The sequence below is a fragment of the Sphingopyxis sp. NFH-91 genome (assembly GCF_021401285.1).
Taxonomy (GTDB): domain Bacteria; phylum Pseudomonadota; class Alphaproteobacteria; order Sphingomonadales; family Sphingomonadaceae; genus Sphingopyxis; species Sphingopyxis terrae_A.
In genome coordinates this window covers 78,435-100,164 of the sequence record NZ_JACBGA010000007.1, presented here as the reverse complement: position 1 = coordinate 100,164, position 21,730 = coordinate 78,435, and the positions used below count along the sequence as shown (strand labels likewise).

General features: G+C 63.5%; 34 protein-coding genes. 31 read left to right on the top strand and 3 right to left on the bottom strand.

What is annotated here, in order from left to right:
* Complete coding sequence (locus L0963_RS15460; RefSeq protein ID WP_062901390.1) at nucleotides 1–1,302, top strand: metal-dependent hydrolase family protein; 1,302 nt, start codon at nucleotides 1–3, stop codon at nucleotides 1,300–1,302.
* A 97-nt stretch (nucleotides 1,303–1,399) separates the two neighbouring features.
* On the opposite strand, the gene L0963_RS15455 is transcribed toward L0963_RS15460, so the two are convergent.
* The gene (locus L0963_RS15455) at nucleotides 1,400–1,897 is read right to left on the bottom strand and encodes a DNA-deoxyinosine glycosylase (RefSeq protein WP_062901389.1); all 498 of its coding nucleotides are present in this window, start codon (nucleotides 1,895–1,897) and stop codon (nucleotides 1,400–1,402) included.
* A 289-nt stretch (nucleotides 1,898–2,186) separates the two neighbouring features.
* Between L0963_RS15455 and rpsL the strand changes: the two genes are divergently transcribed.
* The 29 genes from rpsL to L0963_RS15310 all read left to right on the top strand — a co-directional run bounded on the left by rpsL (nucleotide 2,187) and on the right by L0963_RS15310 (nucleotide 19,971).
* On the top strand, nucleotides 2,187–2,558 hold the full coding sequence (rpsL, locus tag L0963_RS15450) for a 30S ribosomal protein S12 (RefSeq protein WP_003042180.1): 372 nt from the start codon (nucleotides 2,187–2,189) through the stop codon (nucleotides 2,556–2,558).
* Nucleotides 2,559–2,631: 73 nt separating this feature from the next.
* Nucleotides 2,632–3,102: a 30S ribosomal protein S7 gene (gene rpsG / locus L0963_RS15445; protein ID WP_003042192.1), complete on the top strand. Its 471-nt coding sequence runs from the start codon at nucleotides 2,632–2,634 to the stop codon at nucleotides 3,100–3,102.
* 96 nt (nucleotides 3,103–3,198) lie between these two features.
* Nucleotides 3,199–5,292, top strand: a complete 2,094-nt coding sequence (gene fusA, locus L0963_RS15440) for an elongation factor G (protein ID WP_003042194.1) — start codon at nucleotides 3,199–3,201, stop codon at nucleotides 5,290–5,292.
* A gap of 153 nt (nucleotides 5,293–5,445) precedes the next feature.
* Nucleotides 5,446–6,636 carry an elongation factor Tu gene (tuf, locus tag L0963_RS15435; protein ID WP_062901388.1) on the top strand — a complete coding sequence of 397 codons (1,191 nt, stop codon included), beginning with the start codon at nucleotides 5,446–5,448 and terminating at the stop codon, nucleotides 6,634–6,636.
* Nucleotides 6,637–6,783: 147 nt separating this feature from the next.
* The gene (gene rpsJ / locus L0963_RS15430; protein ID WP_003042199.1) at nucleotides 6,784–7,095 is read left to right on the top strand and encodes a 30S ribosomal protein S10; all 312 of its coding nucleotides are present in this window, start codon (nucleotides 6,784–6,786) and stop codon (nucleotides 7,093–7,095) included.
* 303 nt (nucleotides 7,096–7,398) lie between these two features.
* Nucleotides 7,399–8,157, top strand: a complete 759-nt coding sequence (rplC, locus tag L0963_RS15425; RefSeq protein WP_040589724.1) for a 50S ribosomal protein L3 — start codon at nucleotides 7,399–7,401, stop codon at nucleotides 8,155–8,157.
* A gap of 2 nt (nucleotides 8,158–8,159) precedes the next feature.
* Nucleotides 8,160–8,786 (top strand): 50S ribosomal protein L4, encoded by a 627-nt coding sequence (rplD, locus tag L0963_RS15420; protein ID WP_062901387.1) that lies wholly within the window; start codon nucleotides 8,160–8,162, stop codon nucleotides 8,784–8,786.
* Nucleotides 8,779–9,087, top strand: a complete 309-nt coding sequence (locus L0963_RS15415; RefSeq protein WP_003042207.1) for a 50S ribosomal protein L23 — start codon at nucleotides 8,779–8,781, stop codon at nucleotides 9,085–9,087. The genes rplD and L0963_RS15415 overlap by 8 nt, the downstream gene beginning before the upstream one ends.
* Nucleotides 9,088–9,109: 22 nt before the next feature.
* Nucleotides 9,110–9,946 (top strand): 50S ribosomal protein L2, encoded by an 837-nt coding sequence (gene rplB, locus L0963_RS15410; protein WP_003042210.1) that lies wholly within the window; start codon nucleotides 9,110–9,112, stop codon nucleotides 9,944–9,946.
* 3 nt (nucleotides 9,947–9,949) lie between these two features.
* On the top strand, nucleotides 9,950–10,225 hold the full coding sequence (gene rpsS / locus L0963_RS15405) for a 30S ribosomal protein S19 (protein WP_003042215.1): 276 nt from the start codon (nucleotides 9,950–9,952) through the stop codon (nucleotides 10,223–10,225).
* Complete coding sequence (gene rplV, locus L0963_RS15400; protein WP_003042218.1) at nucleotides 10,225–10,605, top strand: 50S ribosomal protein L22; 381 nt, start codon at nucleotides 10,225–10,227, stop codon at nucleotides 10,603–10,605. The genes rpsS and rplV overlap by 1 nt, the downstream gene beginning before the upstream one ends.
* Before the next feature lies 1 nt (nucleotide 10,606).
* Nucleotides 10,607–11,314, top strand: a complete 708-nt coding sequence (rpsC, locus tag L0963_RS15395) for a 30S ribosomal protein S3 (RefSeq protein ID WP_003042222.1) — start codon at nucleotides 10,607–10,609, stop codon at nucleotides 11,312–11,314.
* Between the two features lie 11 nt (nucleotides 11,315–11,325).
* A complete protein-coding gene (gene rplP / locus L0963_RS15390; protein ID WP_003042223.1) occupies nucleotides 11,326–11,757 on the top strand; it encodes a 50S ribosomal protein L16 in 432 nt (143 codons plus the stop codon).
* A gap of 5 nt (nucleotides 11,758–11,762) precedes the next feature.
* On the top strand, nucleotides 11,763–11,966 hold the full coding sequence (gene rpmC, locus L0963_RS15385) for a 50S ribosomal protein L29 (RefSeq protein ID WP_003042226.1): 204 nt from the start codon (nucleotides 11,763–11,765) through the stop codon (nucleotides 11,964–11,966).
* A gap of 10 nt (nucleotides 11,967–11,976) precedes the next feature.
* Nucleotides 11,977–12,243, top strand: coding sequence for a 30S ribosomal protein S17 (gene rpsQ / locus L0963_RS15380; protein WP_003042229.1), 267 nt, complete (start codon nucleotides 11,977–11,979; stop codon nucleotides 12,241–12,243).
* A 68-nt stretch (nucleotides 12,244–12,311) separates the two neighbouring features.
* Nucleotides 12,312–12,680, top strand: a complete 369-nt coding sequence (rplN, locus tag L0963_RS15375; RefSeq protein ID WP_003042233.1) for a 50S ribosomal protein L14 — start codon at nucleotides 12,312–12,314, stop codon at nucleotides 12,678–12,680.
* A gap of 2 nt (nucleotides 12,681–12,682) precedes the next feature.
* Nucleotides 12,683–13,003 carry a 50S ribosomal protein L24 gene (gene rplX / locus L0963_RS15370; protein ID WP_040589516.1) on the top strand — a complete coding sequence of 107 codons (321 nt, stop codon included), beginning with the start codon at nucleotides 12,683–12,685 and terminating at the stop codon, nucleotides 13,001–13,003.
* The gene (gene rplE, locus L0963_RS15365; protein ID WP_003042239.1) at nucleotides 12,996–13,574 is read left to right on the top strand and encodes a 50S ribosomal protein L5; all 579 of its coding nucleotides are present in this window, start codon (nucleotides 12,996–12,998) and stop codon (nucleotides 13,572–13,574) included. The genes rplX and rplE overlap by 8 nt, the downstream gene beginning before the upstream one ends.
* A 54-nt stretch (nucleotides 13,575–13,628) precedes the next feature.
* The gene (gene rpsN, locus L0963_RS15360) at nucleotides 13,629–13,934 is read left to right on the top strand and encodes a 30S ribosomal protein S14 (protein ID WP_062901386.1); all 306 of its coding nucleotides are present in this window, start codon (nucleotides 13,629–13,631) and stop codon (nucleotides 13,932–13,934) included.
* A 12-nt stretch (nucleotides 13,935–13,946) separates the two neighbouring features.
* Nucleotides 13,947–14,351: a 30S ribosomal protein S8 gene (gene rpsH / locus L0963_RS15355; RefSeq protein WP_234180456.1), complete on the top strand. Its 405-nt coding sequence runs from the start codon at nucleotides 13,947–13,949 to the stop codon at nucleotides 14,349–14,351.
* On the top strand, nucleotides 14,351–14,884 hold the full coding sequence (gene rplF, locus L0963_RS15350; RefSeq protein ID WP_062901385.1) for a 50S ribosomal protein L6: 534 nt from the start codon (nucleotides 14,351–14,353) through the stop codon (nucleotides 14,882–14,884). Before rpsH ends, rplF begins: the two co-directional genes overlap by 1 nt.
* A gap of 3 nt (nucleotides 14,885–14,887) precedes the next feature.
* A complete protein-coding gene (rplR, locus tag L0963_RS15345; protein WP_003042250.1) occupies nucleotides 14,888–15,241 on the top strand; it encodes a 50S ribosomal protein L18 in 354 nt (117 codons plus the stop codon).
* 2 nt (nucleotides 15,242–15,243) lie between these two features.
* Nucleotides 15,244–15,957 carry a 30S ribosomal protein S5 gene (gene rpsE, locus L0963_RS15340; RefSeq protein WP_003042253.1) on the top strand — a complete coding sequence of 238 codons (714 nt, stop codon included), beginning with the start codon at nucleotides 15,244–15,246 and terminating at the stop codon, nucleotides 15,955–15,957.
* A 4-nt stretch (nucleotides 15,958–15,961) separates the two neighbouring features.
* Nucleotides 15,962–16,147: a 50S ribosomal protein L30 gene (rpmD, locus tag L0963_RS15335; protein ID WP_003042255.1), complete on the top strand. Its 186-nt coding sequence runs from the start codon at nucleotides 15,962–15,964 to the stop codon at nucleotides 16,145–16,147.
* Between the two features lies 1 nt (nucleotide 16,148).
* Nucleotides 16,149–16,355 (top strand): DUF1737 domain-containing protein, encoded by a 207-nt coding sequence (locus L0963_RS15330; RefSeq protein ID WP_062901384.1) that lies wholly within the window; start codon nucleotides 16,149–16,151, stop codon nucleotides 16,353–16,355.
* Between the two features lie 41 nt (nucleotides 16,356–16,396).
* Nucleotides 16,397–16,879: a 50S ribosomal protein L15 gene (rplO, locus tag L0963_RS15325; RefSeq protein WP_062767596.1), complete on the top strand. Its 483-nt coding sequence runs from the start codon at nucleotides 16,397–16,399 to the stop codon at nucleotides 16,877–16,879.
* Between the two features lie 237 nt (nucleotides 16,880–17,116).
* Nucleotides 17,117–18,490 carry a preprotein translocase subunit SecY gene (gene secY, locus L0963_RS15320; RefSeq protein ID WP_003042263.1) on the top strand — a complete coding sequence of 458 codons (1,374 nt, stop codon included), beginning with the start codon at nucleotides 17,117–17,119 and terminating at the stop codon, nucleotides 18,488–18,490.
* A gap of 47 nt (nucleotides 18,491–18,537) precedes the next feature.
* Nucleotides 18,538–19,200, top strand: a complete 663-nt coding sequence (locus L0963_RS15315; protein WP_234180454.1) for an adenylate kinase — start codon at nucleotides 18,538–18,540, stop codon at nucleotides 19,198–19,200.
* A 48-nt stretch (nucleotides 19,201–19,248) separates the two neighbouring features.
* Entirely contained in the window at nucleotides 19,249–19,971 is a 723-nt protein-coding gene (locus L0963_RS15310; protein ID WP_058810845.1) for a hypothetical protein, read from the top strand.
* A gap of 15 nt (nucleotides 19,972–19,986) precedes the next feature.
* Here L0963_RS15310 and L0963_RS15305 read toward each other — a convergent pair whose 3' ends face one another.
* Both L0963_RS15305 and L0963_RS15300 read right to left on the bottom strand, forming a co-directional pair.
* Entirely contained in the window at nucleotides 19,987–20,514 is a 528-nt protein-coding gene (locus L0963_RS15305; protein ID WP_062901381.1) for a YceD family protein, read from the bottom strand.
* On the bottom strand, nucleotides 20,511–21,041 hold the full coding sequence (locus tag L0963_RS15300; RefSeq protein ID WP_234180452.1) for a ubiquinol-cytochrome C chaperone family protein: 531 nt from the start codon (nucleotides 21,039–21,041) through the stop codon (nucleotides 20,511–20,513). Before L0963_RS15300 ends, L0963_RS15305 begins: the two co-directional genes overlap by 4 nt.
* Before the next feature lie 171 nt (nucleotides 21,042–21,212).
* On the opposite strand from L0963_RS15300, the gene L0963_RS15295 reads away from it, so the two are divergent.
* The gene (locus tag L0963_RS15295; RefSeq protein ID WP_062901379.1) at nucleotides 21,213–21,701 is read left to right on the top strand and encodes an outer membrane protein assembly factor BamE; all 489 of its coding nucleotides are present in this window, start codon (nucleotides 21,213–21,215) and stop codon (nucleotides 21,699–21,701) included.
* The last annotated feature ends 29 nt before the right edge of the window (nucleotides 21,702–21,730 follow it).

Sequence of the window (21,730 nt, the reverse complement as noted above, 5' to 3'; positions counted from 1 at the left end):
ATGAAATCGACGATGCTTCTTCCGCTCGCGCTGGCAGGCGCGCTGCTTTCGGCGCCGGTTGCGGCGCAGGCGCCGACGCGCACGGTGATCCACGCCGGCAAATTGATGGCGGAGCCCGGCAAGCCGGTGCGCGGCGCGACGACGATCATCGTCGAAAATGGCAAGGTCGTTGCGATTCTCGACGGCTACCAGCCGGCCGATGCCGGCGCGGTGCTGATCGATCTCAAGGACAAATATGTCCTGCCCGGCCTGATCGACAGCCACGTCCACCTGACCAGCGATGCTGGCGGTCTGGCGGGCCAGCTCGAGGAAGTGACGCTCAGCCCTGCGGCTCAGGCCTTCAATGCCGAGGTAAACGGCCTGAAGACCCTGCGTGCGGGCTTCACCACGGTGCGCAATCTGGGCGATGGTGACGGGGCCACGCTGGCGCTGCGCGACGCGATCCTGGCGGGGAAGGTGCAGGGGCCGCGCATCGTCGATGCGGGCAACGCGATTTCGGGTAGCGCCGGACATATGGACGGATCGCTCGGCTATCGGGACGAACTGCGCCCCTATTTCCAGGGAGCGGGGAACACTTGCAACGGTGCCGACGATTGCCGCCGTGCCGTCCGGCTTCAGGTCGGGCGCGGCGCCGACGTGATCAAATTCGCCTCGACGGGCGGCGTCAACAGCCGCATCGGTGCAGGGCTGGGCAAGCAGATGTTCGACGACGAAGCCAAGGCGATCGTCGCTACCGCGCATATGTTCGGCAAAAAGGTCGCGGTCCATGCGCACGGTGCCGACGGCATCCGCCTGGCGCTCGACGCCGGCGCCGATTCGATCGAGCACGGCACGATCCTCGACGAAGCGACGATCGCCGCCTGGACGAAGTCGAAGGCTTATTATGTTCCGACCCTGTCGACCGTGAACGGCTACAAGGAGCGGCTGGCGGCGAACGCCAATGCCTATGAACCCGATGTGCTCGCCAAGATCCGCTGGCGCATCTCGATCACCGGCAAAAGCCTCGAGCAACTCGTCCCGCGCGGCGTGCGTATCGCCTTCGGCACCGACGCGGGCGTGTCCAAGCATGGCCGCAACGCCGACGAATTCGAACTGATGGTCCAGCACGGCATGACGCCCGTTGAAGCGCTGAAGGCTGCGACGGTCAACGCCGCGGATCTGCTGGGCCTGTCGGACGAAATCGGCACGATCGCGCCGGGCAAGAGCGCGGACATCATCGCGGTGGCGAGTGACCCGGTTGCCGATGTGACGGTGCTGAAAAAGGTCGACTTCGTGATGGCGCGGGGGGCAGTGGTTGATTGACCCGCAGCATCATCGCGAGGAGCGAAGCGACGCGGCAATCCAGTGCTGCATCGACCAGCTCCGGATTGAGCCGCTTCGTTCGCAATGACGCGCTCTATTATGCCAACGCCGCGCGCAACCGCAGCCACCGCTCCAGCTTCGCCGCATAGCCCACCGTATTCGCCGCGCTGCTTGATGGCAGATCGACGAGCGCGACGCCCTCAAGCACGGGCACTTGCCTTCGCCCGATCGCTGCGGCCTTGTTGCCGTTGAAGGCGATCATGCGCAGATCGGGCAGTGCCGCGATCAGGGCGCCAAGGTCGTGCGCCTCGGCCTCGCGGATCAGCGAATCGCTGCTCGTAAGCCGCTCGGCCGAACGGATCACGTCCCATAGCCCGATCTTCGCATCCGCGAGCGCGCCCAGCCGCTCGTCATAGGTCAGGACGGCGAGCGGCCGGTCGATCGCGGCGCCTACCAGCCGCCAGAACTGGTTCGTTGGATGCGCATAATAGCGCCGCTCGGCGAGGGAACGCGCGCCGGGCAGGCTGCCGAGAATCAGCAGGCGCGTGTCGGGCGCGACGTGCGGTGCGAAGCTGGCGTGGCGGACCGGAGGCATTTACGGGGCGCTACCGGCCGGAAATCCGCGGCGCAAGCCGCTTGACGCTTGACCGCAAAGGGAATCACCGCTAGGGGCGCCCCCGATCGAAAGCGGCGGACTTCTCGCCAAACTCGTTCACAACAGCGCTTGAACATTGCTGGCGCGGATGGAGCCTCCGGAGGACGAATGTGTCCGCCGGGGTCTTTTGCTGTTATCAGGTCGGGGCATTTCGATGCCCCGGAGCTTCATCCACCGCGGTAGAGTAACCGTTCGCTCCGATGGGCGGACACTTGAAGGTGAAGCATTCATGCCCACGATCAACCAGCTGGTCCGCAAGGGCCGGACTCCGCAGAAAGTGAAGTCCAAGGTCCCGGCGATGGAAGCAAACCCGCAGAAGCGCGGCGTTTGCACCCGTGTCTATACGACGACCCCGAAAAAGCCGAACTCGGCGCTCCGCAAGGTTGCGAAGGTCCGCCTGACCAACCAGCGCGAAGTCATTTCCTACATCCCCGGCGAAGGCCACAACCTCCAGGAACACAGCGTCGTGCTGATCCGCGGCGGCCGTGTGCGCGACCTTCCCGGTGTCCGTTACCACGTCCTGCGCGGCGTTCTGGACACCCAGGGTGTGAAAGACCGCAAGCAGAGCCGTTCGAAATACGGTGCGAAGCGTCCGAAGTAAGGACGGCTTTTTCGGCTATTTGATCATCCCGCGGGCGCGTTGCGCCGGGATGCTGTTGTAAAAGGAATTACCTATGGCTCGTCGTCGTCGTCCTGAACGCCGCGAAATCCTGCCCGATCCCCGTTTCGGGGATGTCGTGCTGTCGAAGTTCATGAACAGTGTCATGCTCGACGGTAAGAAGTCGGTCGCCGAAAGCATCGTCTATGGCGCACTCGAAGCGGTCGAAGCCCGCGCCAAGAAGGAGCCGCTCGGCGTGTTCCATGAGGCGCTCGCCAATATCCGTCCGAATATCGAAGTCCGCAGCCGCCGCGTCGGCGGTGCGACCTATCAGGTTCCGGTCGAAGTCCGTCCGGACCGCGCGCAGGCGCTCGCGATCCGCTGGCTGATCACCGCGGCGCGCAACCGCAGCGAAACCACGATGGCCGCGCGCCTGTCGGGCGAACTGCTCGATGCGTCGAACAATCGCGGCAACGCGGTCAAGAAGCGCGAAGACACGCACCGCATGGCCGAAGCTAACCGCGCCTTCAGCCACTACCGCTGGTAATTTGCGAGGGCGCCCCCCGGCGTCTCGCAATCGCAACAAAACTTCCTATATCGGGGGCGGCTCCAAAGGCTTCCCCCAAAAACCGAGGAAAAGATCATGGCACGCAGCCATCCGCTCGAACGCTATCGCAATTTCGGTATCATGGCGCACATCGACGCCGGCAAGACCACGACGACCGAGCGCATTCTCTATTACACCGGCAAGTCCTACAAGATCGGCGAAGTCCACGACGGCGCTGCCACGATGGACTGGATGGAACAGGAACAGGAACGCGGCATCACGATCACGTCGGCTGCCACCACCTGCCTGTGGAAGGCCGATGAAGGTCAGGGTCCGGAACACCGCCTGAACATCATCGACACCCCCGGCCACGTTGACTTCACCATCGAAGTCGAACGCAGCTTGCGCGTCCTCGACGGCGCCGTCGCCGCGTTCGACGGCGTTGCGGGTGTCGAACCGCAGTCGGAAACCGTGTGGCGCCAGGCGGACAAGTACAAGGTTCCGCGGATGTGCTTCATCAACAAGCTCGACCGCACCGGCGCCAATTTCTATTACTGCGTTCAGACGATCATCGATCGTCTGGGTGCGGTGCCGGCCGTCCTGTACCTCCCCATCGGGGCGGAATCGGACTTCAAGGGCCTCGTCGACCTCGTCAACGAACGCGCGATCATCTGGAAGGATGAAAGCCTGGGCGCCGAATTCTTCTACGAAGACATCCCGGCCGACCTCGCCGACAAGGCTGCCGAATATCGCGAAAAGCTCGTCGAACTCGCCGTCGAACAGGACGACGATGCGATGGAAGCCTATCTCGAAGGCACGCTGCCCGACGTGGCGACGCTGAAAGCGCTGATCCGCAAGGGCACGCTCGGCCAGGCGTTCGTTCCGGTCCTGTGCGGCTCGGCGTTCAAGAACAAGGGCGTCCAGACGCTGCTCGACGCGGTTGTCGATTATCTGCCTTCGCCGCTCGACATCCCCGACGTCCAGGGCATCAACCCCGACACCGAGGAAGCCGATTCGCGTCCGACGTCGGACAGCGCACCGCTGTCGATGCTCGCGTTCAAGATCATGAACGACCCCTTCGTCGGTTCGCTCACCTTCGCGCGCATCTATTCGGGTACGCTCTCGAAGGGCACCTATCTGAACTCGGTGAAGGACAAGAAGGAAAAGATCGGCCGTATGCTCCTCATGCACGCCAACTCGCGTGAGGACATCGAAGAAGCCTATGCGGGCGACATCGTCGCGCTCGCCGGCCTCAAGGAAACCACGACCGGCGACACGATCTGCGCGAGCAATGCGCCGATCATCCTCGAACGGATGGAATTCCCCGAGCCGGTCATCGAGCTGTCGGTCGAACCCAAGACCAAGGCCGACCAGGAAAAGATGGGCGTTGCCCTCAACCGCCTGGCAGCCGAGGATCCCTCGTTCCGCGTCTCGACCGACCATGAATCGGGCCAGACGATCATCAAGGGCATGGGCGAGCTTCACCTCGACATTCTCGTCGATCGCATGAAGCGCGAATTCAAGGTCGAAGCAAATGTCGGTGCGCCGCAGGTGGCGTATCGCGAAAGCCTCGCGAAGCCGGTCGAAGTTGACTACACCCACAAGAAGCAGTCGGGTGGTTCGGGTCAGTTCGGTCGCGTCAAGGTCCAGGTCACCCCGGGCGAGCGCGGCAGCGGCGTCACCTTCACCGACGAGATCAAGGGCGGCAACATTCCGCGCGAATATATCCCGGCGGTCGAAAAGGGTTTCCGCGAATCGGCTGAAAACGGTCACATGATCGGCTTCCCGATCATCGACTTCGACATCAAGCTGATCGACGGTGCGTACCACGATGTCGACTCGTCGGCGCTGGCGTTCGAAATCGCGGGCCGTGCGGCGATGCGCGAAGTGGCGGCAAAGGCCGGCATCAAGCTGCTCGAACCGGTGATGAAGGTCGAAGTTGTTACCCCTGAAGAATTCATGGGCGACGTGATCGGCGACCTCAACAGCCGTCGTGGCCAGATCCAGGGTACGGACAGCCGCGGCAACGCCCAGGTGGTTGAAGCCATCGTGCCGCTCGCCAATATGTTCGGCTACGTCAACCAGCTGCGTTCTTTCACCCAGGGCCGGGCCCAGTACACGATGCAGTTCTCGCACTATGAAGAAGTGCCGAACAACGTCGCGGACGAGGTGAAGGCGAAGATGGCCTGATCCGGTTTGGCCGTGCGGGGCTTGCCTCGCACGGCGGACCCGGACAAGCGCGGGCTTGCACCGCGCGGCAAGACCTACTAAGGGCGGCGCCTGATTCAGCAGGCTCGTCCAGGACTGATCAACTCAACACGCGAACAAGAAGGTTCAAGAAACATGGCTAAGGCTAAATTTGAGCGGACGAAGCCGCACTGCAACATCGGCACCATCGGTCACGTCGACCATGGCAAGACCTCGCTGACCGCCGCGATCACCAAGGTGCTCGCCGAAGAAGGTCTGTCGCAGAAGGTCGACTTCGAAAACATCGACAAGGCGCCCGAAGAGCGCGAGCGCGGCATCACCATTTCGACCGCGCACGTCGAATATGAAACCAAGGAACGCCACTATGCGCACGTCGACTGCCCGGGTCACGCCGACTATGTGAAGAACATGATCACCGGCGCGGCGCAGATGGACGGCGCGATCCTGGTGGTTTCGGCTGCTGACGGCCCGATGCCGCAGACCAAGGAGCACATCCTGCTCGCGAAGCAGGTCGGCGTTCCGACCATGGTCGTCTTCCTGAACAAGGTTGACCAGCTCGACGATCCCGAACTGCTCGAACTCGTCGAGCTCGAAATCCGCGAAGAACTTTCGAAGCGCGATTTCGACGGCGACAATATTCCGATCATCGCGGGTTCGGCTCTGGCCGCCCTCGAAAGCCGCGACGACAACATCGGCAAGGAAGCTATCCTGAAGCTGATGGAAGCCGTCGACAGCTGGATCCCGCAGCCGGAACGCCCGCTCGACAAGCCCTTCCTGATGCCGATCGAAGACGTGTTCTCGATTTCGGGTCGTGGTACGGTTGTCACCGGTCGCGTCGAAACCGGTATCGTCAAGGTTGGTGAAGAAGTCGAAATCGTCGGCATCAAGGACACCAAGAAGACGACCGTCACCGGCGTCGAAATGTTCCGCAAGCTGCTCGATCAGGGCCAGGCTGGCGACAACATCGGTGCGCTGATCCGCGGCGTCGGCCGTGAAGAAGTCGAGCGTGGCCAGGTTCTGGCGAAGCCCGGCTCGATCACGCCGCACACCGAGTTCAGCTCGGAAGTGTACGTCCTGTCGAAGGACGAAGGCGGCCGTCACACGCCGTTCTTCGCGAACTATCGTCCGCAGTTCTACTTCCGTACCACTGACGTCACCGGCGAAGTCATCCTGCCGGAAGGCACGGAAATGGTCATGCCGGGCGACAACGTCCAGCTGACGGTCAAGCTCATCGCTCCGATCGCCATGGACCAGGGCCTGCGCTTCGCGATCCGCGAAGGTGGCCGCACGGTCGGCGCAGGGGTTGTGGCCTCGATCATTAAGTAATATAGGGCCTCGAGCCGCTCGAATCGGGTGATTCGGGCGGCTCGTAGCTTTTGAGATTTTTGATGGCCTTTCCGGCCTCCATGCGGGGGTCGGGACGGGCCATTTCGGCTCTTTCGCATCGTCAGACGGGATTCGACTGGAATAGTCATGGAAACGCAGAATATTCGCATTCGCCTGAAGGCCTTTGATCACCGCGTGCTCGATCAGGCCACCACCGACATCGCCGATACGGCACGTCGTACGGGCGCCCTCATTCGCGGTCCCATCCCGCTGCCGACGCGCATTGAAAAATTCACCGTGAACCGCGGTCCGCATGTCGACAAGAAGTCGCGCGAGCAGTTCGAGGTGCGTACCCACAAGCGGCTGCTCGACATCGTTCAGCCCACCCCGCAGACGGTCGATGCGCTGATGAAGCTCGACCTCGCCGCGGGCGTGAACGTCGAAATCAAGTTGGCCTAAATAGCCAGCGTGCTCCGGACTTGATCCGGAGCCCAGGGTAGAAGCGGCCGATAGGCCGCACTGAAACCGCCCTGGGTTCCTGCTTTCGCAGGGACACATTCAGGTTTCGGAGGATACCGCCGGATTTATCCGGGCTGCGTCCCCCGTCTTGCCGCTGATCCCACGGGAAAGCGGCACCTCAGCCCGGACGGGGCGATGCATCGAAATTTCGGGCTGGGAGGACCGTCATCGAGCGCAGGTTCGGTGGGGTCCACATGCCGTGCGGAAATGGTTCTGCCCGGCCTCTGTTAGGAGTGAATGATCATGCGCACTGGCGTGATCGCGAAAAAAATGGGGATGACCCGCCTGTTTCAGGACGATGGCCGCCATGTGCCCGTCACCGTTCTGAGCCTCGAAGGCTGCCAGGTCGTCTCGGTTCGCGAAAAGGAACGCGACGGCTATGTGGCCGTCCAGCTCGGTGCCGGCTCGGCAAAGGCGAAGAATGTCGCCAAGCCGCAGCGCGGGGCCTATGGCAAGGCCGAGGTTGAGCCCAAGGCGAAGCTCGTCGAATTCCGCGTCGCTGACGACGCGACGCTTGACGTCGGCGCCGAACTGTCGGCCGACCATTTCGTCGCCGGCCAGATGGTCGATATCCAGGGTGTCACCCAGGGTAAGGGCTTTGCCGGTGCGATGAAGCGCTGGGGTTTCGGCGGTATGCGCGCCACCCACGGTGTTTCCATCAGCCACCGTGCTCATGGTTCGACCGGTAACCGTCAGGATCCGGGCCGCGTCTTCAAGAACAAGAAGATGGCTGGCCACATGGGCGCGCGCAATCGCACCCAGCAGAATCTCGAAATCGTCCGCACCGACGCCGAGCGCGGTCTTCTCTTCGTCAAGGGTTCGGTCCCTGGCTCGAAGGGCGGCTGGCTGCTGGTTCGCGATGCGATGAAGCTGCCGCGCCACCCCGAAGCCCCCTATCCGGCGGCGGTCAAGAGCGCGGCGAACAGCAACAATGCCCCGGCTGAAACCCCTGCGGAAGCAGAGGTCGAAACGACCGCGGCCGACGGCGCACAGGAGTCCTGATCATGAAGGTCAAGGTACAGACCCTCGATGGCAAGGCTGGCGCCGACATCGATCTTAACGACGACGTCTTCGGCGTCGACGCGCGGGCGGACATCCTCCACCGCGTCGTCGCCTGGCAGCTGGAAAAGCGTCGCGGCCCCGCCCGCGCTGCCCGTGAGCGCAGCGACGTTGCCCGCACCGGCAAGAAGTTCGGTCGCCAGAAGGGCGGCGGTACCGCCCGTCACGGCGATCGCAAGGCGCCGATCTTCATCGGCGGTGGTAAGGCGCACGGTCCCCGGGCCCGCACTTTCGGCCACTCGCTGAACAAGAAGATCCGCACCCTTGGTCTCAAGATGGCGCTGAGCGACAAGGCAAAGGGCGGCAAGCTCGTTGTCATCGACACGCTCGAGCTCAAGGAAGCCAAGACCAAGGCGCTGGCCGGCAAGCTCGGCAAGCTCGACCTCGGTCGCCGTGCGCTCTTCATCGACGGCGATGCGGTCCATGACAGCTTCGCCCAGGCTTCGGCCAACATCGTCGGCGTCGATTCGCTGCCGGCGATCGGTGCCAACGTCTATGACATCCTTCGCGCCGACACGCTGGTCCTGACCCGCGCGGCGGTCGAAAAGCTGGAGGCCCGCTGCAATGGCTAAGGCAAAGACCATCGATGCGCGTCACTATGACGTGATCCTGTCGCCAGTGATCACCGAAAAGTCGACGCTGCTCAGCGAAAACGACGCAGTCGTCTTCCGCGTCGCCAACGACGCAACGAAGCCGGCGATCAAGGCCGCCGTCGAGGCGCTGTTCGATGTCAAGGTGCTCAGCGTGAACACGCTGGTCACCAAGGGCAAGACCAAGCGCTGGAAGGGCAAGCCCTACACCCGCAGCGACGTGAAGAAGGCGATCGTTCGCCTGGCCGAAGGCCAGTCGATCGACGTCACCACCGGCGTCTGACGGATAGGGGAAGGCAGAGAAAATGGCACTCAAATCCTATAATCCGACCAGCCCTGGACAGCGTGGCCTGATCCTCGTCGACAAATCGTCGCTGTGGAAAGGCAAGCCCGTCAAGGCGCTGACCGAAGGCAAGCGCAAGACCGGTGGCCGCAACAACAAGGGCCATGTGACCTCGCGCGGCATCGCCGGCGGTCACAAGCAAAAATATCGCTTCATCGACTTCAAGCGTCGCAAGTGGGGCGTTCCGGCGACCGTCGAACGGCTCGAATATGACCCGAACCGCACGGCGTTCATCGCGCTCATCAAATATGAGGACGGTGATCTCGCCTATATCCTGGCGCCGCAGCGCCTGGCGGTCGGCGATACTGTCGTCGCAGACAAGAAGACCGACGTGAAGCCCGGCAATGCGATGGAATTGTCGCAGATGCCGGTCGGCACGATCGTCCACAATATCGAGATGAAGCCGGGCAAGGGCGGCCAGATCGCCCGTTCGGCCGGCACTTATGCGCAGGTCGTCGGTCGTGACCGCGGTCTTGTCATCGTGCGTCTCGGTTCGGGCGAACAGCGCTACATTCGCGGCGAGTGCATGGGCACGGTCGGTGCGGTGTCGAACCCCGACAACCAGAACACCAACCTGGGCAAGGCCGGCCGCAGCCGCTGGCTCGGCAAGCGTCCGCTGACGCGCGGCGTCGCCAAGAACCCGGTCGACCACCCGCACGGCGGTGGTGAAGGCCGCACCTCGGGCGGCCGTCACCCGGTCACCCCGTGGGGCAAGCCGACCAAGGGCGCCCGTACCCGCCACAACAAGTCGACCGACAAGATGATCATCCGGTCGCGTCACGCGAAGAAGAAGAGGTAAGCCATGGCACGCTCGGTCTGGAAGGGTCCGTTCGTCGACCTTCATCTCCTCAAGAAAGCCGAAGCGGCTCAGGACGGCGGCAGCTCTGCCCCGATCAAGACCTGGTCGCGTCGCTCCACCATCCTGCCGCAGTTCGTCGGGCTGACCTTCAACGTCTACAACGGCCGCAAGTTCGTGCCGGTGTCGGTCAATGAAGACATGGTCGGCATGAAGCTGGGTGAATTTGCGCCGACGCGCTTCTTCCCCGGTCACGCGGCCGACAAGAAGGGCAAACGCTAATGGGCAAGGAAAAATCCCCTCGCCGCGTTGCGGACAATGAGGCGCTGTCGGTCGGCACGCAGATTCGCGGTTCGGCGCAGAAGCTGAACCTCGTTGCCGCGCTGATCCGCGGCCGCAAGGTCGAAGACGCGATGAACGTCCTCGCTTTCTCGAAGAAGGCGATGGCTGTCGACGTGCGCAAGGTTCTCGCCAGCGCCGTCGCCAACGCGGAAAACAATCACAACCTCGATGTCGATGCACTCGTCGTCAAGGAAGCGAGCGTCGGCAAGTCGTTCACGATGAAGCGCTGGCATGCGCGCGGTCGCGGCAAATCGACCCGGATCGAAAAGCCGTTCAGCCGCATCCGCATCGTCGTGCGCGAACAGGAAGAAGAGGCGTAAGATGGGCCAGAAGAGCAATCCGATCGGCCTGCGCCTGCAGGTCAACCGCACCTGGGACAGCCGCTGGTTCGCGGAAGGCCAGGATTATGGACGCATGCTTATCGAGGATCTGAAGATCCGCAAATATGTGTTCAAGACCCTGCCGCAGGCCGCGATTTCGAAGGTCGTCATCGAACGTCCGGCGAAGCTGTGCCGCGTGTCGATCTATGCCGCCCGTCCCGGTGTCATCATCGGCAAGAAGGGCGCCGACATCGAAAAGCTGCGCAAGGCGCTCGGTGAAATGACCGGCAGCGACGTGAGCCTGAACATCGTCGAAATCCGCAAGCCGGAAGTCGATGCCAAGCTCGTCGCGCAGGGCATTGCCGACCAGCTCGAACGCCGCGTTGCCTTCCGCCGTGCGATGAAGCGCGCGGTTCAGTCGGCGATGCGTCTGGGCGCCGAAGGCATCCGCATCAACTGTGCGGGTCGTCTCGGCGGCGCGGAAATCGCCCGCACCGAATGGTATCGCGAAGGCCGCGTTCCGCTGCACACGCTGCGTGCGAACGTCGATTATGCCGAGGCCGAAGCCCACACCGCCTATGGCGTGTGCGGCATGAAGGTCTGGATCTTCAAGGGCGAGATTCTGGGCCACGACCCGATGGCGACCGACCGGCTGATGCTCGACGCGCAGACGTCGGGCGTTCGCCCGGCGCGCGATGAACGCCGTTAAGGAACGCTGACATGTTGCAACCGAAGAAAACCAAGTTCCGCAAGGCCTTCAAGGGCCGCATCCATGGCAATGCCAAGGGTGGCACCAGCCTGAACTTCGGCTCCTACGGCCTGAAGGCGATGGAACCCGAGCGCATCACCGCGCGCCAGATCGAAGCGGCCCGCCGTGCGATCAGCCGTGCGATCAAGCGTCAGGGCCGCCTCTGGATCCGCGTGTTTCCCGACCTTCCCGTGTCGTCGAAGCCCGCCGAAGTCCGTATGGGTAAGGGCAAGGGCGCGCCCGAATATTGGGCCGCTCGCGTCAAGCCCGGCCGCATCCTGTTCGAACTCGACGGCGTTCCTGGCCCCGTGGCCGCGCTGGCGTTCGAGCGTGCGGCGATGAAGCTGCCGATCAAGACGAAGGTCGTCGCCCGCCTCGGCGACACCTCGCACCTGGAGGGTTGAGGGCCATGGCCAAGACCGAAGATGTGACCAAGAAGACCGACGACCAGCTCGCCGAACAGCTTGGCGAACTGAAGCGCGAGGCATTCAACCTCCGTTTCCAGGCCGCCACGGGCCAGCTCGAAAAGGCTTCGCGGGTCAAGGAAGTGCGGCGCACGATCGCCCGCATCAAGACCGAACAAACCGCGCGCGTTCGCGCGGCGGCGAAGTAAGGAGACTGTCATGCCGAAGCGCATTCTGACCGGCACGGTAGTGTCCGACAAGGGCGACAAGACCGTCGTGGTGAAGGTGGAGCGTAAGGTTAAGCACCCGCTCTACGGCAAGATCATCCGGCGTTCGAAGAAGTATCACGCCCATGATGAGGACAACGCCATCAAGGCTGGCGAAACCGTCCGCATCGAGGAAACGAAGCCGATTTCGAAGCTGAAGACGTGGAAGGTTCTCGAAAAGGTCGAAACCTCCACCAAGCCGAAAGCGGCCGAAGCCTGAGGGCTTCACGCAAGTTTCACGGAACCGCCGGGATGGCCCGGTAGGCCAAGGAAGAAGGAAATGCATCGATGATCCAGATGCAGTCACAACTGGAAGTCGCCGACAACAGCGGCGCGAAGCGCGTCCAGTGCATCAAGGTGCTGGGCGGCTCGAAGCGTCGCACGGCGGGCGTGGGCGACCTTATCGTCGTCTCGATCAAGGAAGCCCAGCCGCGCGGCAAGGTGAAGAAGGGCGACGTGCATCGTGCCGTCATCGTTCGCACCGCGAAGGACGTTCGTCGTGCCGACGGTTCGGTGATCCGTTTCGACAGCAACGCCGCCGTGCTCGTCAACAAGAATGAAGAGCCGATCGGCACCCGTATCTTCGGCCCCGTCGTCCGCGAACTGCGCGGCAAGGGCTATATGAAGATCATCAGCCTGGCGCCGGAGGTGCTTTGACCATGGGTATGGCCAAGATCAAGAAGGGTGACACCGTCGTCGTCCTGTCCGGCAAGGACAAGGGCAAGACCGGCGAAGTGACGCAGAGCCTGCCGAAGGACGGCAAGGTCGTCGTCGCGGGCGTCAACATCATCACCCGTCACAAGAAGCCGAACCAGCAGGATCCGCAGGGCGGCCTCGAGCGCAAGGAAGCGCCGCTGCACGTCAGCAAGGTCGCGGTTGCCGATCCCAAGACCGGCAAGCCGACGCGCGTCCGCTTTGAAACCAAGGACGGCAAGAAGGTCCGCGTGGCCGTGAAGTCCGGGGAGACGATCAATGGCTGACAACTACACCCCGCGCATGCGCAAGCTCTATGACGACCAGATCGTCAAGGCGATGACCGAAAAATTCGGTTACAAGAATGCGATGGAAGTTCCGAAGATCGAGAAGATCACGCTCAACATGGGTGTGGGCGATGCGGTCCAGGACAAGAAGAAGGTCGAAACGGCCGCGTCGGAAATGGAACTGATCGCGGGCCAGAAGCCCGTTATCACCAAGGCGAAGAAGTCGATTGCCGGCTTCAAGCTGCGTGAAGGCATGCCGATCGGCTGCAAGGTGACGCTGCGTCGCGAGCGGATGTATGAATTCCTCGACCGCCTGATCACCATCGCGATGCCGCGCATCCGCGACTTCCGCGGCGTGTCGCCGAAGAGCTTCGACGGTCGGGGCAACTATGCTCTCGGCCTGAAGGAACAGATCATCTTCCCCGAGATCAACTATGACCGCATCGATCAAGTGCGCGGCATGGATGTGATCGTGACCACGTCGGCACGTACGGACGAGGAAGCCCGCGAACTGCTCAAGCTGTTCGGCTTCCCCTTCCCGATCGAAGCCCAGGCCAAGGAAGCCGCCTGAGTCCCCGCTGGGGATCCTCGGGCCGGACAGGAACAAGGAAAGAGAACTTAAGTCATGGCGAAACTGAGTTCGGTGAACAAGAATGAGCGTCGCAAGAAGCTGGTGAAGAAATATGCCGGCCGCTATGCGAAACTGAAGGCTATTGCGGCCGACACCACGCTCGACGACGGCGAGCGTCTGATCGCGCGCCTCAAGATGGCGGAAATTCCGCGCAACGGTAACCCGACCCGTATCCGTAACCGGTGCGAACTGACGGGCCGTCCGCGCGCTTATTATCGCAAATTCCGGCTGTGCCGTATTCAGCTCCGCGATCTGGCCAACAAGGGCCTGATCCCCGGCGTTGTGAAGTCGAGCTGGTAAGGAACACGCAACATGGCAATGACCGATCCTTTGGGTGATATGCTCACCTGCATCCGCAACGGCCAGCAGGCGAAGAAGGACAGCGTCCTGACGCCGGCTTCGACGCTGCGTGTCCGCGTTCTCGACGTGCTCAAGCGCGAAGGCTACATCCGTGGCTACAGCGAAGAAGTGCTCGGCACCAAGGGCCAGCACAAGGGCATCCGCATCGAGCTCAAATATTTCGAAGGCCAGCCGGCGATCCGCCACGTGGCACGCGTCTCGAAGCCGGGCCGCCGCGTCTATTCGGGTTCGAAAGAACTGCCGGTGGTTCGCAACGGCCTGGGCATCACCATCGTGTCGACCCCGCGCGGTGTCCTTTCGGACGCCGAAGCACGCGAGCATAATGTCGGCGGCGAAGTGCTGGCGGAGGTGTTCTAATGTCGCGCATCGGTAAAAAGGCAGTGGAGATCCCCAGCGGCGTTACCGCTGCGATCGACGGCGGCCAGCTGTCGGTCAAGGGCCCCAAGGGCACGCTGGCGATGCCGCTGTCCGACAACATCAAATATGAAGTCGGCGAAGGCGCCATCTCGGTGCAGCCCGCGAACGAAAGCCGCGAAGCGCGCGCTTTCTGGGGCATGCAGCGCACGCTGGTGCAGAACCTGATCACGGGCGTGACCGAAGGTTTCACCAAGGTGCTCGAAATCACGGGTGTCGGCTACCGCGCCAACGCGCAGGGCAAGAATCTGAAGCTGCAGCTCGGCTACAGCCACGATGTCGATTTCGCGGTGCCGGAAGGCATCGAGATCAAGACGCCGGATAACACGACGATCGAGATCAGCGGCATCGACAAGCAGCAGGTCGGCCAGGTCGCGGCGGAAATCCGTCGCTGGCGCAAGCCCGAACCCTATAAGGGCAAGGGTATCAAGTATCGCGGCGAGTACATCTTCCGCAAAGAAGGCAAGAAGAAGTAAGCCATGGCACATCTTACCCCTTTCGAAAAACGCCGCCAGCGCGTTCGTACCGCACTCCGTCTGCGTGCTGCCGGGCGTCCGCGCCTTTCGGTGCACCGCTCGGGCCGCCACATCTATGCGCAGCTCATCGATGACGCCGCCGGCAAGACGCTGGCTGCGGCTTCGACGCTCGACAAGGATCTGCGCGGCAAGACCGGCGCGACGGCTTCGGCTGCTGCCGAAGTCGGCAAGCGCCTTGCCGACGCCGCCAAGAAGGCGGGCGTGACGCAGGTCGTGTTCGACCGCGGCGGCTTCCTGTTCCACGGGCGCATCAAGGCGCTGGCCGACGCGGCGCGCGAAGGCGGATTGGAGTTCTGATTATGGCTGACGAAAACACCACGGGTCAGGGCAACCAGCCCGAGGCGATCCTGGCGCCTGAAACCACCAACGCCGAAGTCACGGGTCGCCGTGGTCGCGGCGGTCGTGATGGCGGACGTGGCGGTCGCGACGGTGGCCGTGGTCGCCGCGACGATCGGCGTCCGCGCGACGAGGACGGTGGCGAAGAGCTGATTGAAAAGCTCGTTCACATCAACCGCGTCTCGAAGACCGTGAAGGGCGGCAAGCGCTTCGGTTTCGCCGCGCTCGTCGTCGTCGGTGATGGCAAGGGCCGCGCCGGTTTCGGTCATGGCAAGGCGCGCGAAGTGCCCGAAGCCATTTCGAAGGCGACCGCCGCTGCGAAGAAGGCGATGATTCGCGTTCCGCTGCGCGACGGCCGCACGCTGCACCATGACGGTCGCGGCCATTTCGGCGCCGGCAACGTCACCGTGCGTTCGGCGCCTGCCGGTACCGGCATCATCGCCGGTGGCCCGATGCGTGCCGTGTTCGAATCGCTCGGTGTTGCCGATGTGGTGACCAAGTCGGTCGGCACGTCGAACCCCTACAACATGATCCGCGCGACCTTCCAGGCGCTCGGCGAACAGACCAGCCCGAAGTCGGTTGCGCAGCGTCGCGGCAAGAAGGTTTCGGACCTGATCAAGCGCGGCGGCGTGTCCGATCGTGCAGCCGAGGCTGAAGCCGCGGCGGTGACGGAGTAAGACAATGGCCGACAAGAAGATCAAGATCCGCCAGATCGGTTCGCCGATCCGTCGTCCCAAGGACCAGCGCAAGATCCTGACCGGCCTCGGCCTGGGCAAGATGAACCGCGAAGTCGAACTGGTCGACACCCCGGAAGTGCGCGGCATGATCCGCAAGCTTCCGCACATGGTGGAAGTAATCGAGGGCTAAGGTGAAGCTCTATCGCCTGTTGACCGGTCCCGACGACGCCGCTTTCTGCGCGCGTGTCGAAGGGCTGCTCAACCGGGGGTGGCAACTTCACGGAAGTCCGTCGATCACCTGCGTCGATGGCCGCGGCTATGTGGCGCAGGCGATCGTGATGGAAAAGGCCGGGCCTTATCCCGGCTTCCAACCGTCGAGTGAAATCGAACCCGACTGAAACACCGGGTTCAAAGCGCGACAAAAGCGAAAGCGAGTGCAATGACTATCAAGCTTAACGATCTTCGTGACAACAATGGCGCCCGCAAGGGCCGTATGCGCGTCGGACGCGGCATCGGTTCGGGCAAGGGCAAGACCGCCGGCCGCGGCCAGAAGGGCCAGAAGGCCCGCAGCGGTGTCGCGATCAACGGCTTCGAAGGCGGCCAGATGCCGCTCCACATGCGCATCCCGAAGCGCGGCTTCAACAACATCTTTGGCAAGGATTTCGCGATCGTGAACCTGGGCCAGGTGCAGAAGCTGGTCGATGCCAAGAAGCTCGACCCCAAGGCGACTGTCGACCATGCGGCGCTGAAGGCGGCCGGTGTGGCCCGCGGCGGCAAGGACGGCGTCCGCCTCCTCGCCAAGGGCGAACTGACCGCGAAGCTCAACTTCGCCGTTGCCGGCGCGTCGAAGGGCGCGATCGAGGCGGTCGAAAAGGCGGGCGGCAAGGTTGACCTGCCGGCGGCCGAAGCGAAGGCCGAGTAATTCGGACAAGGGGCGGTTCCGAAAGGGATCGCCCTTCGTCTTTGTGACGATCTCTATTCCCGTTCGATAGCGCAGGTTCGAGAGGCATTCCGGCCCCGCCAGATGCGAGCGGATCGATGGGGCGAATGAACGCCCCATCAAAAATGGGCCTTTCCCCTTGCGCTTCGTAACCGCCGAACGCACATAGGCGCGGGGTCGCCGGGGGCGCGGTCCGGAATATCCTCGAGGAAACTACCCATGGCCTCTCGCGCCGACCAGCTTGCTTCCAGCATCAATTTTTCGAAGTTCGGCAAGGCGACCGAACTCAAGAACCGCATCTGGTTCACGATCGGTGCGCTGATCGTCTTCCGCTTCCTGTCGTTCGTGCCGCTGCCCGGGGTCGACCCCGTGGCGCTGTCGCGCCTTTACAGCCAGGCGGCGTCGGGCGGCATCCTCGACATCTTCAACACCTTCTCGGGCGGCAGCCTGGAGCGCATGAGCATCATCGCGCTCGGCGTCATGCCCTATATCACGGCGTCGATTGTCGTGCAGCTCGCCGCGGCGCTGGCCCCGAGCCTCGCCGCGCTCAAGAAAGAGGGCGAAAGCGGCCGCAAGAAGCTCAACCAATATACGCGCTACGGCACCGTGCTGCTCACCGCGATCCAGGGCTATTTCATTGCCGTCGGCCTGGAAACGCTCGGGCAGAGCCAGGGCATCGCCGCGGTCGTTGACCCAGGCATGATGTTCCGCGTCGGCGCAGTCATCAGCATCGTCGGCGGTACGCTGTTCCTGATGTGGCTTGGCGAACAGATCACCAGCCGCGGGATCGGCAACGGCGTCTCGCTGATCATCATGGCGGGCATTCTCGCCCAGCTTCCGCGCAGCTTTGCCCAGATGTTCACGCAGGTTCGTGAAGGATCGATGGGCGGCGGCACGATCGTCGCAGTCATCGGCGGCGCGATCATCATCATCGCCTTCATCAGCTTCATGGAACGCGCACAGCGCCGCGTGCTGGTGCAATATCCGAAGCGCGCGACGCAGCGCGGCGTGATGCAGGCCGAGCGCAGCCACCTGCCGCTGAAGGTCAATACTGCGGGCGTGATTCCGCCGATCTTCGCCTCGTCGCTGCTGCTGATGCCGCTGACCGTCACGCAGATGCTGGGCAATAATGTGAAGGGCGACACCGCCTGGGGCGATTTCCTCATCACGATCAACCAGTATCTCGCGCACGGCCAGCCGCTCTATATGGCGCTCTATGCGGCGGGCATCATCTTCTTCTGCTTCTTCTACGTCGCGGTCGTCTTCAACCCCGAGGAAACCGCCGACAATCTGAAGCGCCAGAACGGTTTCATCCCCGGCATCCGCCCGGGCAAGAATACCGCCGCCTATCTCGATTTCGTGCTGACCCGCATCACCGTTATCGGCGCCGGCTATCTTGCGCTCATCTGCCTCATCCCGGAATATTTCATCGCCGGATCGGGCCTGCCGTTCCAGCTTGGCGGCACCAGCCTGCTGATCATCGTCAATGTCACCATCGATACGATCAGCCAGATCCAGAGCCACATGCTCGCGCACCAATATGGCGATCTGATCAAGAAGGCCAAATTGAAGGGCGGCATTGCGCGCCGCTGACGCGGTCGCTAGGCGAAATCCTGACAGGGTAGGCAACAGGGGGCGTCATGACGCTGAACATCATTTTGCTTGGACCGCCGGGAGCCGGCAAGGGAACGCAGGCTTCGCGTCTGGTGGAAGAGCATGGGATGGTCCAGCTTTCCACCGGTGATATGCTCCGTGCAGCCGTCAGGGCGGGAACGCCGATCGGCCTGCAGGCCAAGGCAGTGATGGACGCGGGCGAACTGGTCTCGGACGAAATCGTCTCGGGCCTGATCGGCGAGCGGCTCGACGAGCTCGGGAACGAAACCTCGGTCATCTTCGACGGCTATCCACGCACCGCGGCGCAGGCCGAGGCGCTCGACGGCATCTTGTCGGTGCGCGGCCGCAAGCTCGACCATGTCGTCGAACTGGTCGTTGACGAAGACGCGCTCGTCGACCGGATCACCGGACGCTTTTCGTGCGCAAATTGCGGCGAAGGCTATCACGATCGCTACAAGCTGCCGAAGGTCGAAGGCACCTGCGACGTGTGCGGCAGCCATGATTTCAAGCGCCGTCCCGACGACAATGAGGAAACGGTGCGCACCCGCATGGCCGAATATCGCGCGAAGACCGAACCGATCCTTCCGATCTACGAGGCGCGCGGCATCGTCAGCAAGGTCGACGGCATGGCCGCGATCGACGTCGTCAACGATGCGATCGAAGCGATCCTGCGAAGCGACGCCAGCTAGTCAGCCCCCTTGGCGCCGTCTATGAAGATGGCGAAGGGGGAATGATCCATGCATGTGAAATCGTCTTTCGGCGCGCTCCTGTTCGCGGCGACGTGCATCGCCTCGCCGGCAGCGTCCAAGGTCATCGATCAGAGCGACATCGGTTTCACCGTCGCGCATACGGCGCAGGTCGCCGCGACGCCCGAAGACGTGTGGAAAATGCTCCGCACGCCCGACAAATGGTGGTCGAAAGAGCATAGCTGGTCGGGCGATGCCGCCAATTTCTGGCTCGATTCGCAGGCTGGTGGCTGCTTTTGCGAAAAGCTTCCCGACGAAGGACAGGGCGTCGGCAGCGTCCAACACGCGCGGATCATCTTCGCCAAGCCGGGCGAAATGATGCGCCTGTCGGGCGCATTCGGGCCGCTGCAGGGCGAGGCGGTCACGGGGACGCTGACGATCCAGATCAAAAAAACGCCGACGGGCAGTGCGATCCGCTTCGACTATGTCGTCGGCGGCTATATGCGCTTCAAGGTCGCCGACATCGCTCCCGCCGTCGACAAGGTGCTGGCCGAACAGATGGTCGGGCTCGCGAACGCGCTCGGCGGATCGCTCCCGGTCGCGCGCGGCGACAAGCCGGCCGAGGACAAGTCCGGCGAAGGCGCGGACGAAGCGGCCAAACCGGCGGATAGCAATGCCGATGCGGACGGCGCGGCGGAGGAGCCGGCACCCGCTGATTCGGGTCTCGACGCCGCGGTCGCTGATCTCGTCAAGGACGAGCCCAAGCGCGACTGAAGCCCGCTGCCGACGTCAGGAAGCGTCCTTGTCGCGCAGCTGGGCGAGCGCGCCGAAGGGGCCGGCCTGTTCTTCGGTCAGCACGCCCTTTTCGGCGAGGATGCGGTCGGCATCGGGATGGCGCGGAAAGGGCTCGAGCGCCAGCGACAGCGTCTGCACCGCGGCTTCGCCGATATCGACGCGATCGCCTTCGAGCGGCAGGACATCGCAATCGTCCGCGCTGATCTCGACCTCTTCTTCCTCGCTCGCGTCGGCGCCGATGTCGCGCAGGAAGCGCAGGTCGAAGGGGTCGGCGATGTGCGCGGGGACAGGGAGATCGGTGGCGGCGCACGCCTGCACGACGTCGGCGGTGATGCGGCCTCTTGCGGCGATCCCGCCGGCGACGGCGAACACCTCGGCCTCGACGACGAAGCGATCGAGCGCGATCAGGCCGAGTCGCTTGGCGATCGCGGCGCGGGTCGCTTCGTCGGCGTCGAGCGCGACCTTGCGGCCCTGCATCGCGTCGGCGAGGGTGACGAGGTGCGAAAGTTCGGGATTGGTCATGCGGGCTCTCCGGGCAAGCGGTCGGCGACGACCAGGTCCGCAACCGGCATCGCGGCAAGCCCCGTGCGCAGGGCCGCGACCGCTGCCATGACATGCGCCAGTCCTTCGGCGGGCGGCGCCTTGCCGCGCCACAGATTGCGCACCAGCGCTTCTTCCAGCGCCGCCGATCCGTCGGGCGCGCGATAGGCTCCCAGCCGTCCGCCCAGCGCTCCAACCATGCGACCGACCTGTTTGCCGACCACCATGTCGCCAAAGCCGATCTGGCGCATCTGCCCATCCATGTCGGCGACGAACAATTCGGTCAGTTCAACCCCCGCCAGCGCCTGCTCGGGATCATCGTCGATGCGATGGAGGACGAGCGCCAGCACCAGGCTGACCATGTCGAAGCGGCCGTCGAGCGTGTCGGGAACCTGTCCCGCCAGATACCAGTGCGGCGCACGCGCCGCCGCGACGACGGCGTCCCAGAGCGGACGCCGTGCTTCGCGGGGATCGGGGGCGGATCGGAAGAATTTGCTGATCGAGAACATAGCCCACCGCTTAGGCCCATTCGGCGTCGCGGAAAAGAGGCACCGGTCAGCCTGCAGCAAGCTTTGCGGCCGCATAAGCCGCTTGTGCGTCCCGTCCGCTTGCGGTTAAGAGGCGCACAAGCCAGCGCCTGCGCCGCCGTCCGGCGAGCCGCGCGCAACGGAGACCGATTGATGCCGAAAACCATTGCCTCGCTTACCGGCCGCCGCGCGGGCCTCATCCTTGCCGGGATCGCGCTTGCGCTGTCGGCGGGGGGATGCGCCCAGCTCAAGGGGCGTCAGGGCTATATCGTCGATCCGGTGCTGACCCAGGCGATCACCCCCGGCGTCGACAACCGCGAGTCGGTGGAAAAGACGCTCGGCCGTCCGACCTTCGTCGGCCAGTTCGGAAACAATGAATATTATTATCTGTCTCGCGAAACGCGCCAGCTCGCCTTCGCCCACCCGCGGCCGGTGTCGCAGCAGGTGCTGCGCGTCAGCTTCGATCCCGCAGGCAATGTCGTCGGCGTCGATCGCACCGGGCTCGAACAGGTGAGCAAGATCAGCCCGAACGGCGACAGCACGCCGACGCTGGGCCGTCATCGCAGCTTCTTCGAGGATATTTTCGGCAATATCGGCGCGGTCGGCGCGCCGGGTGTCGGGGGCGGCGCACAGGGCCAATAAGTCCCAGTTCGCGATCTGCGGAAGATGAA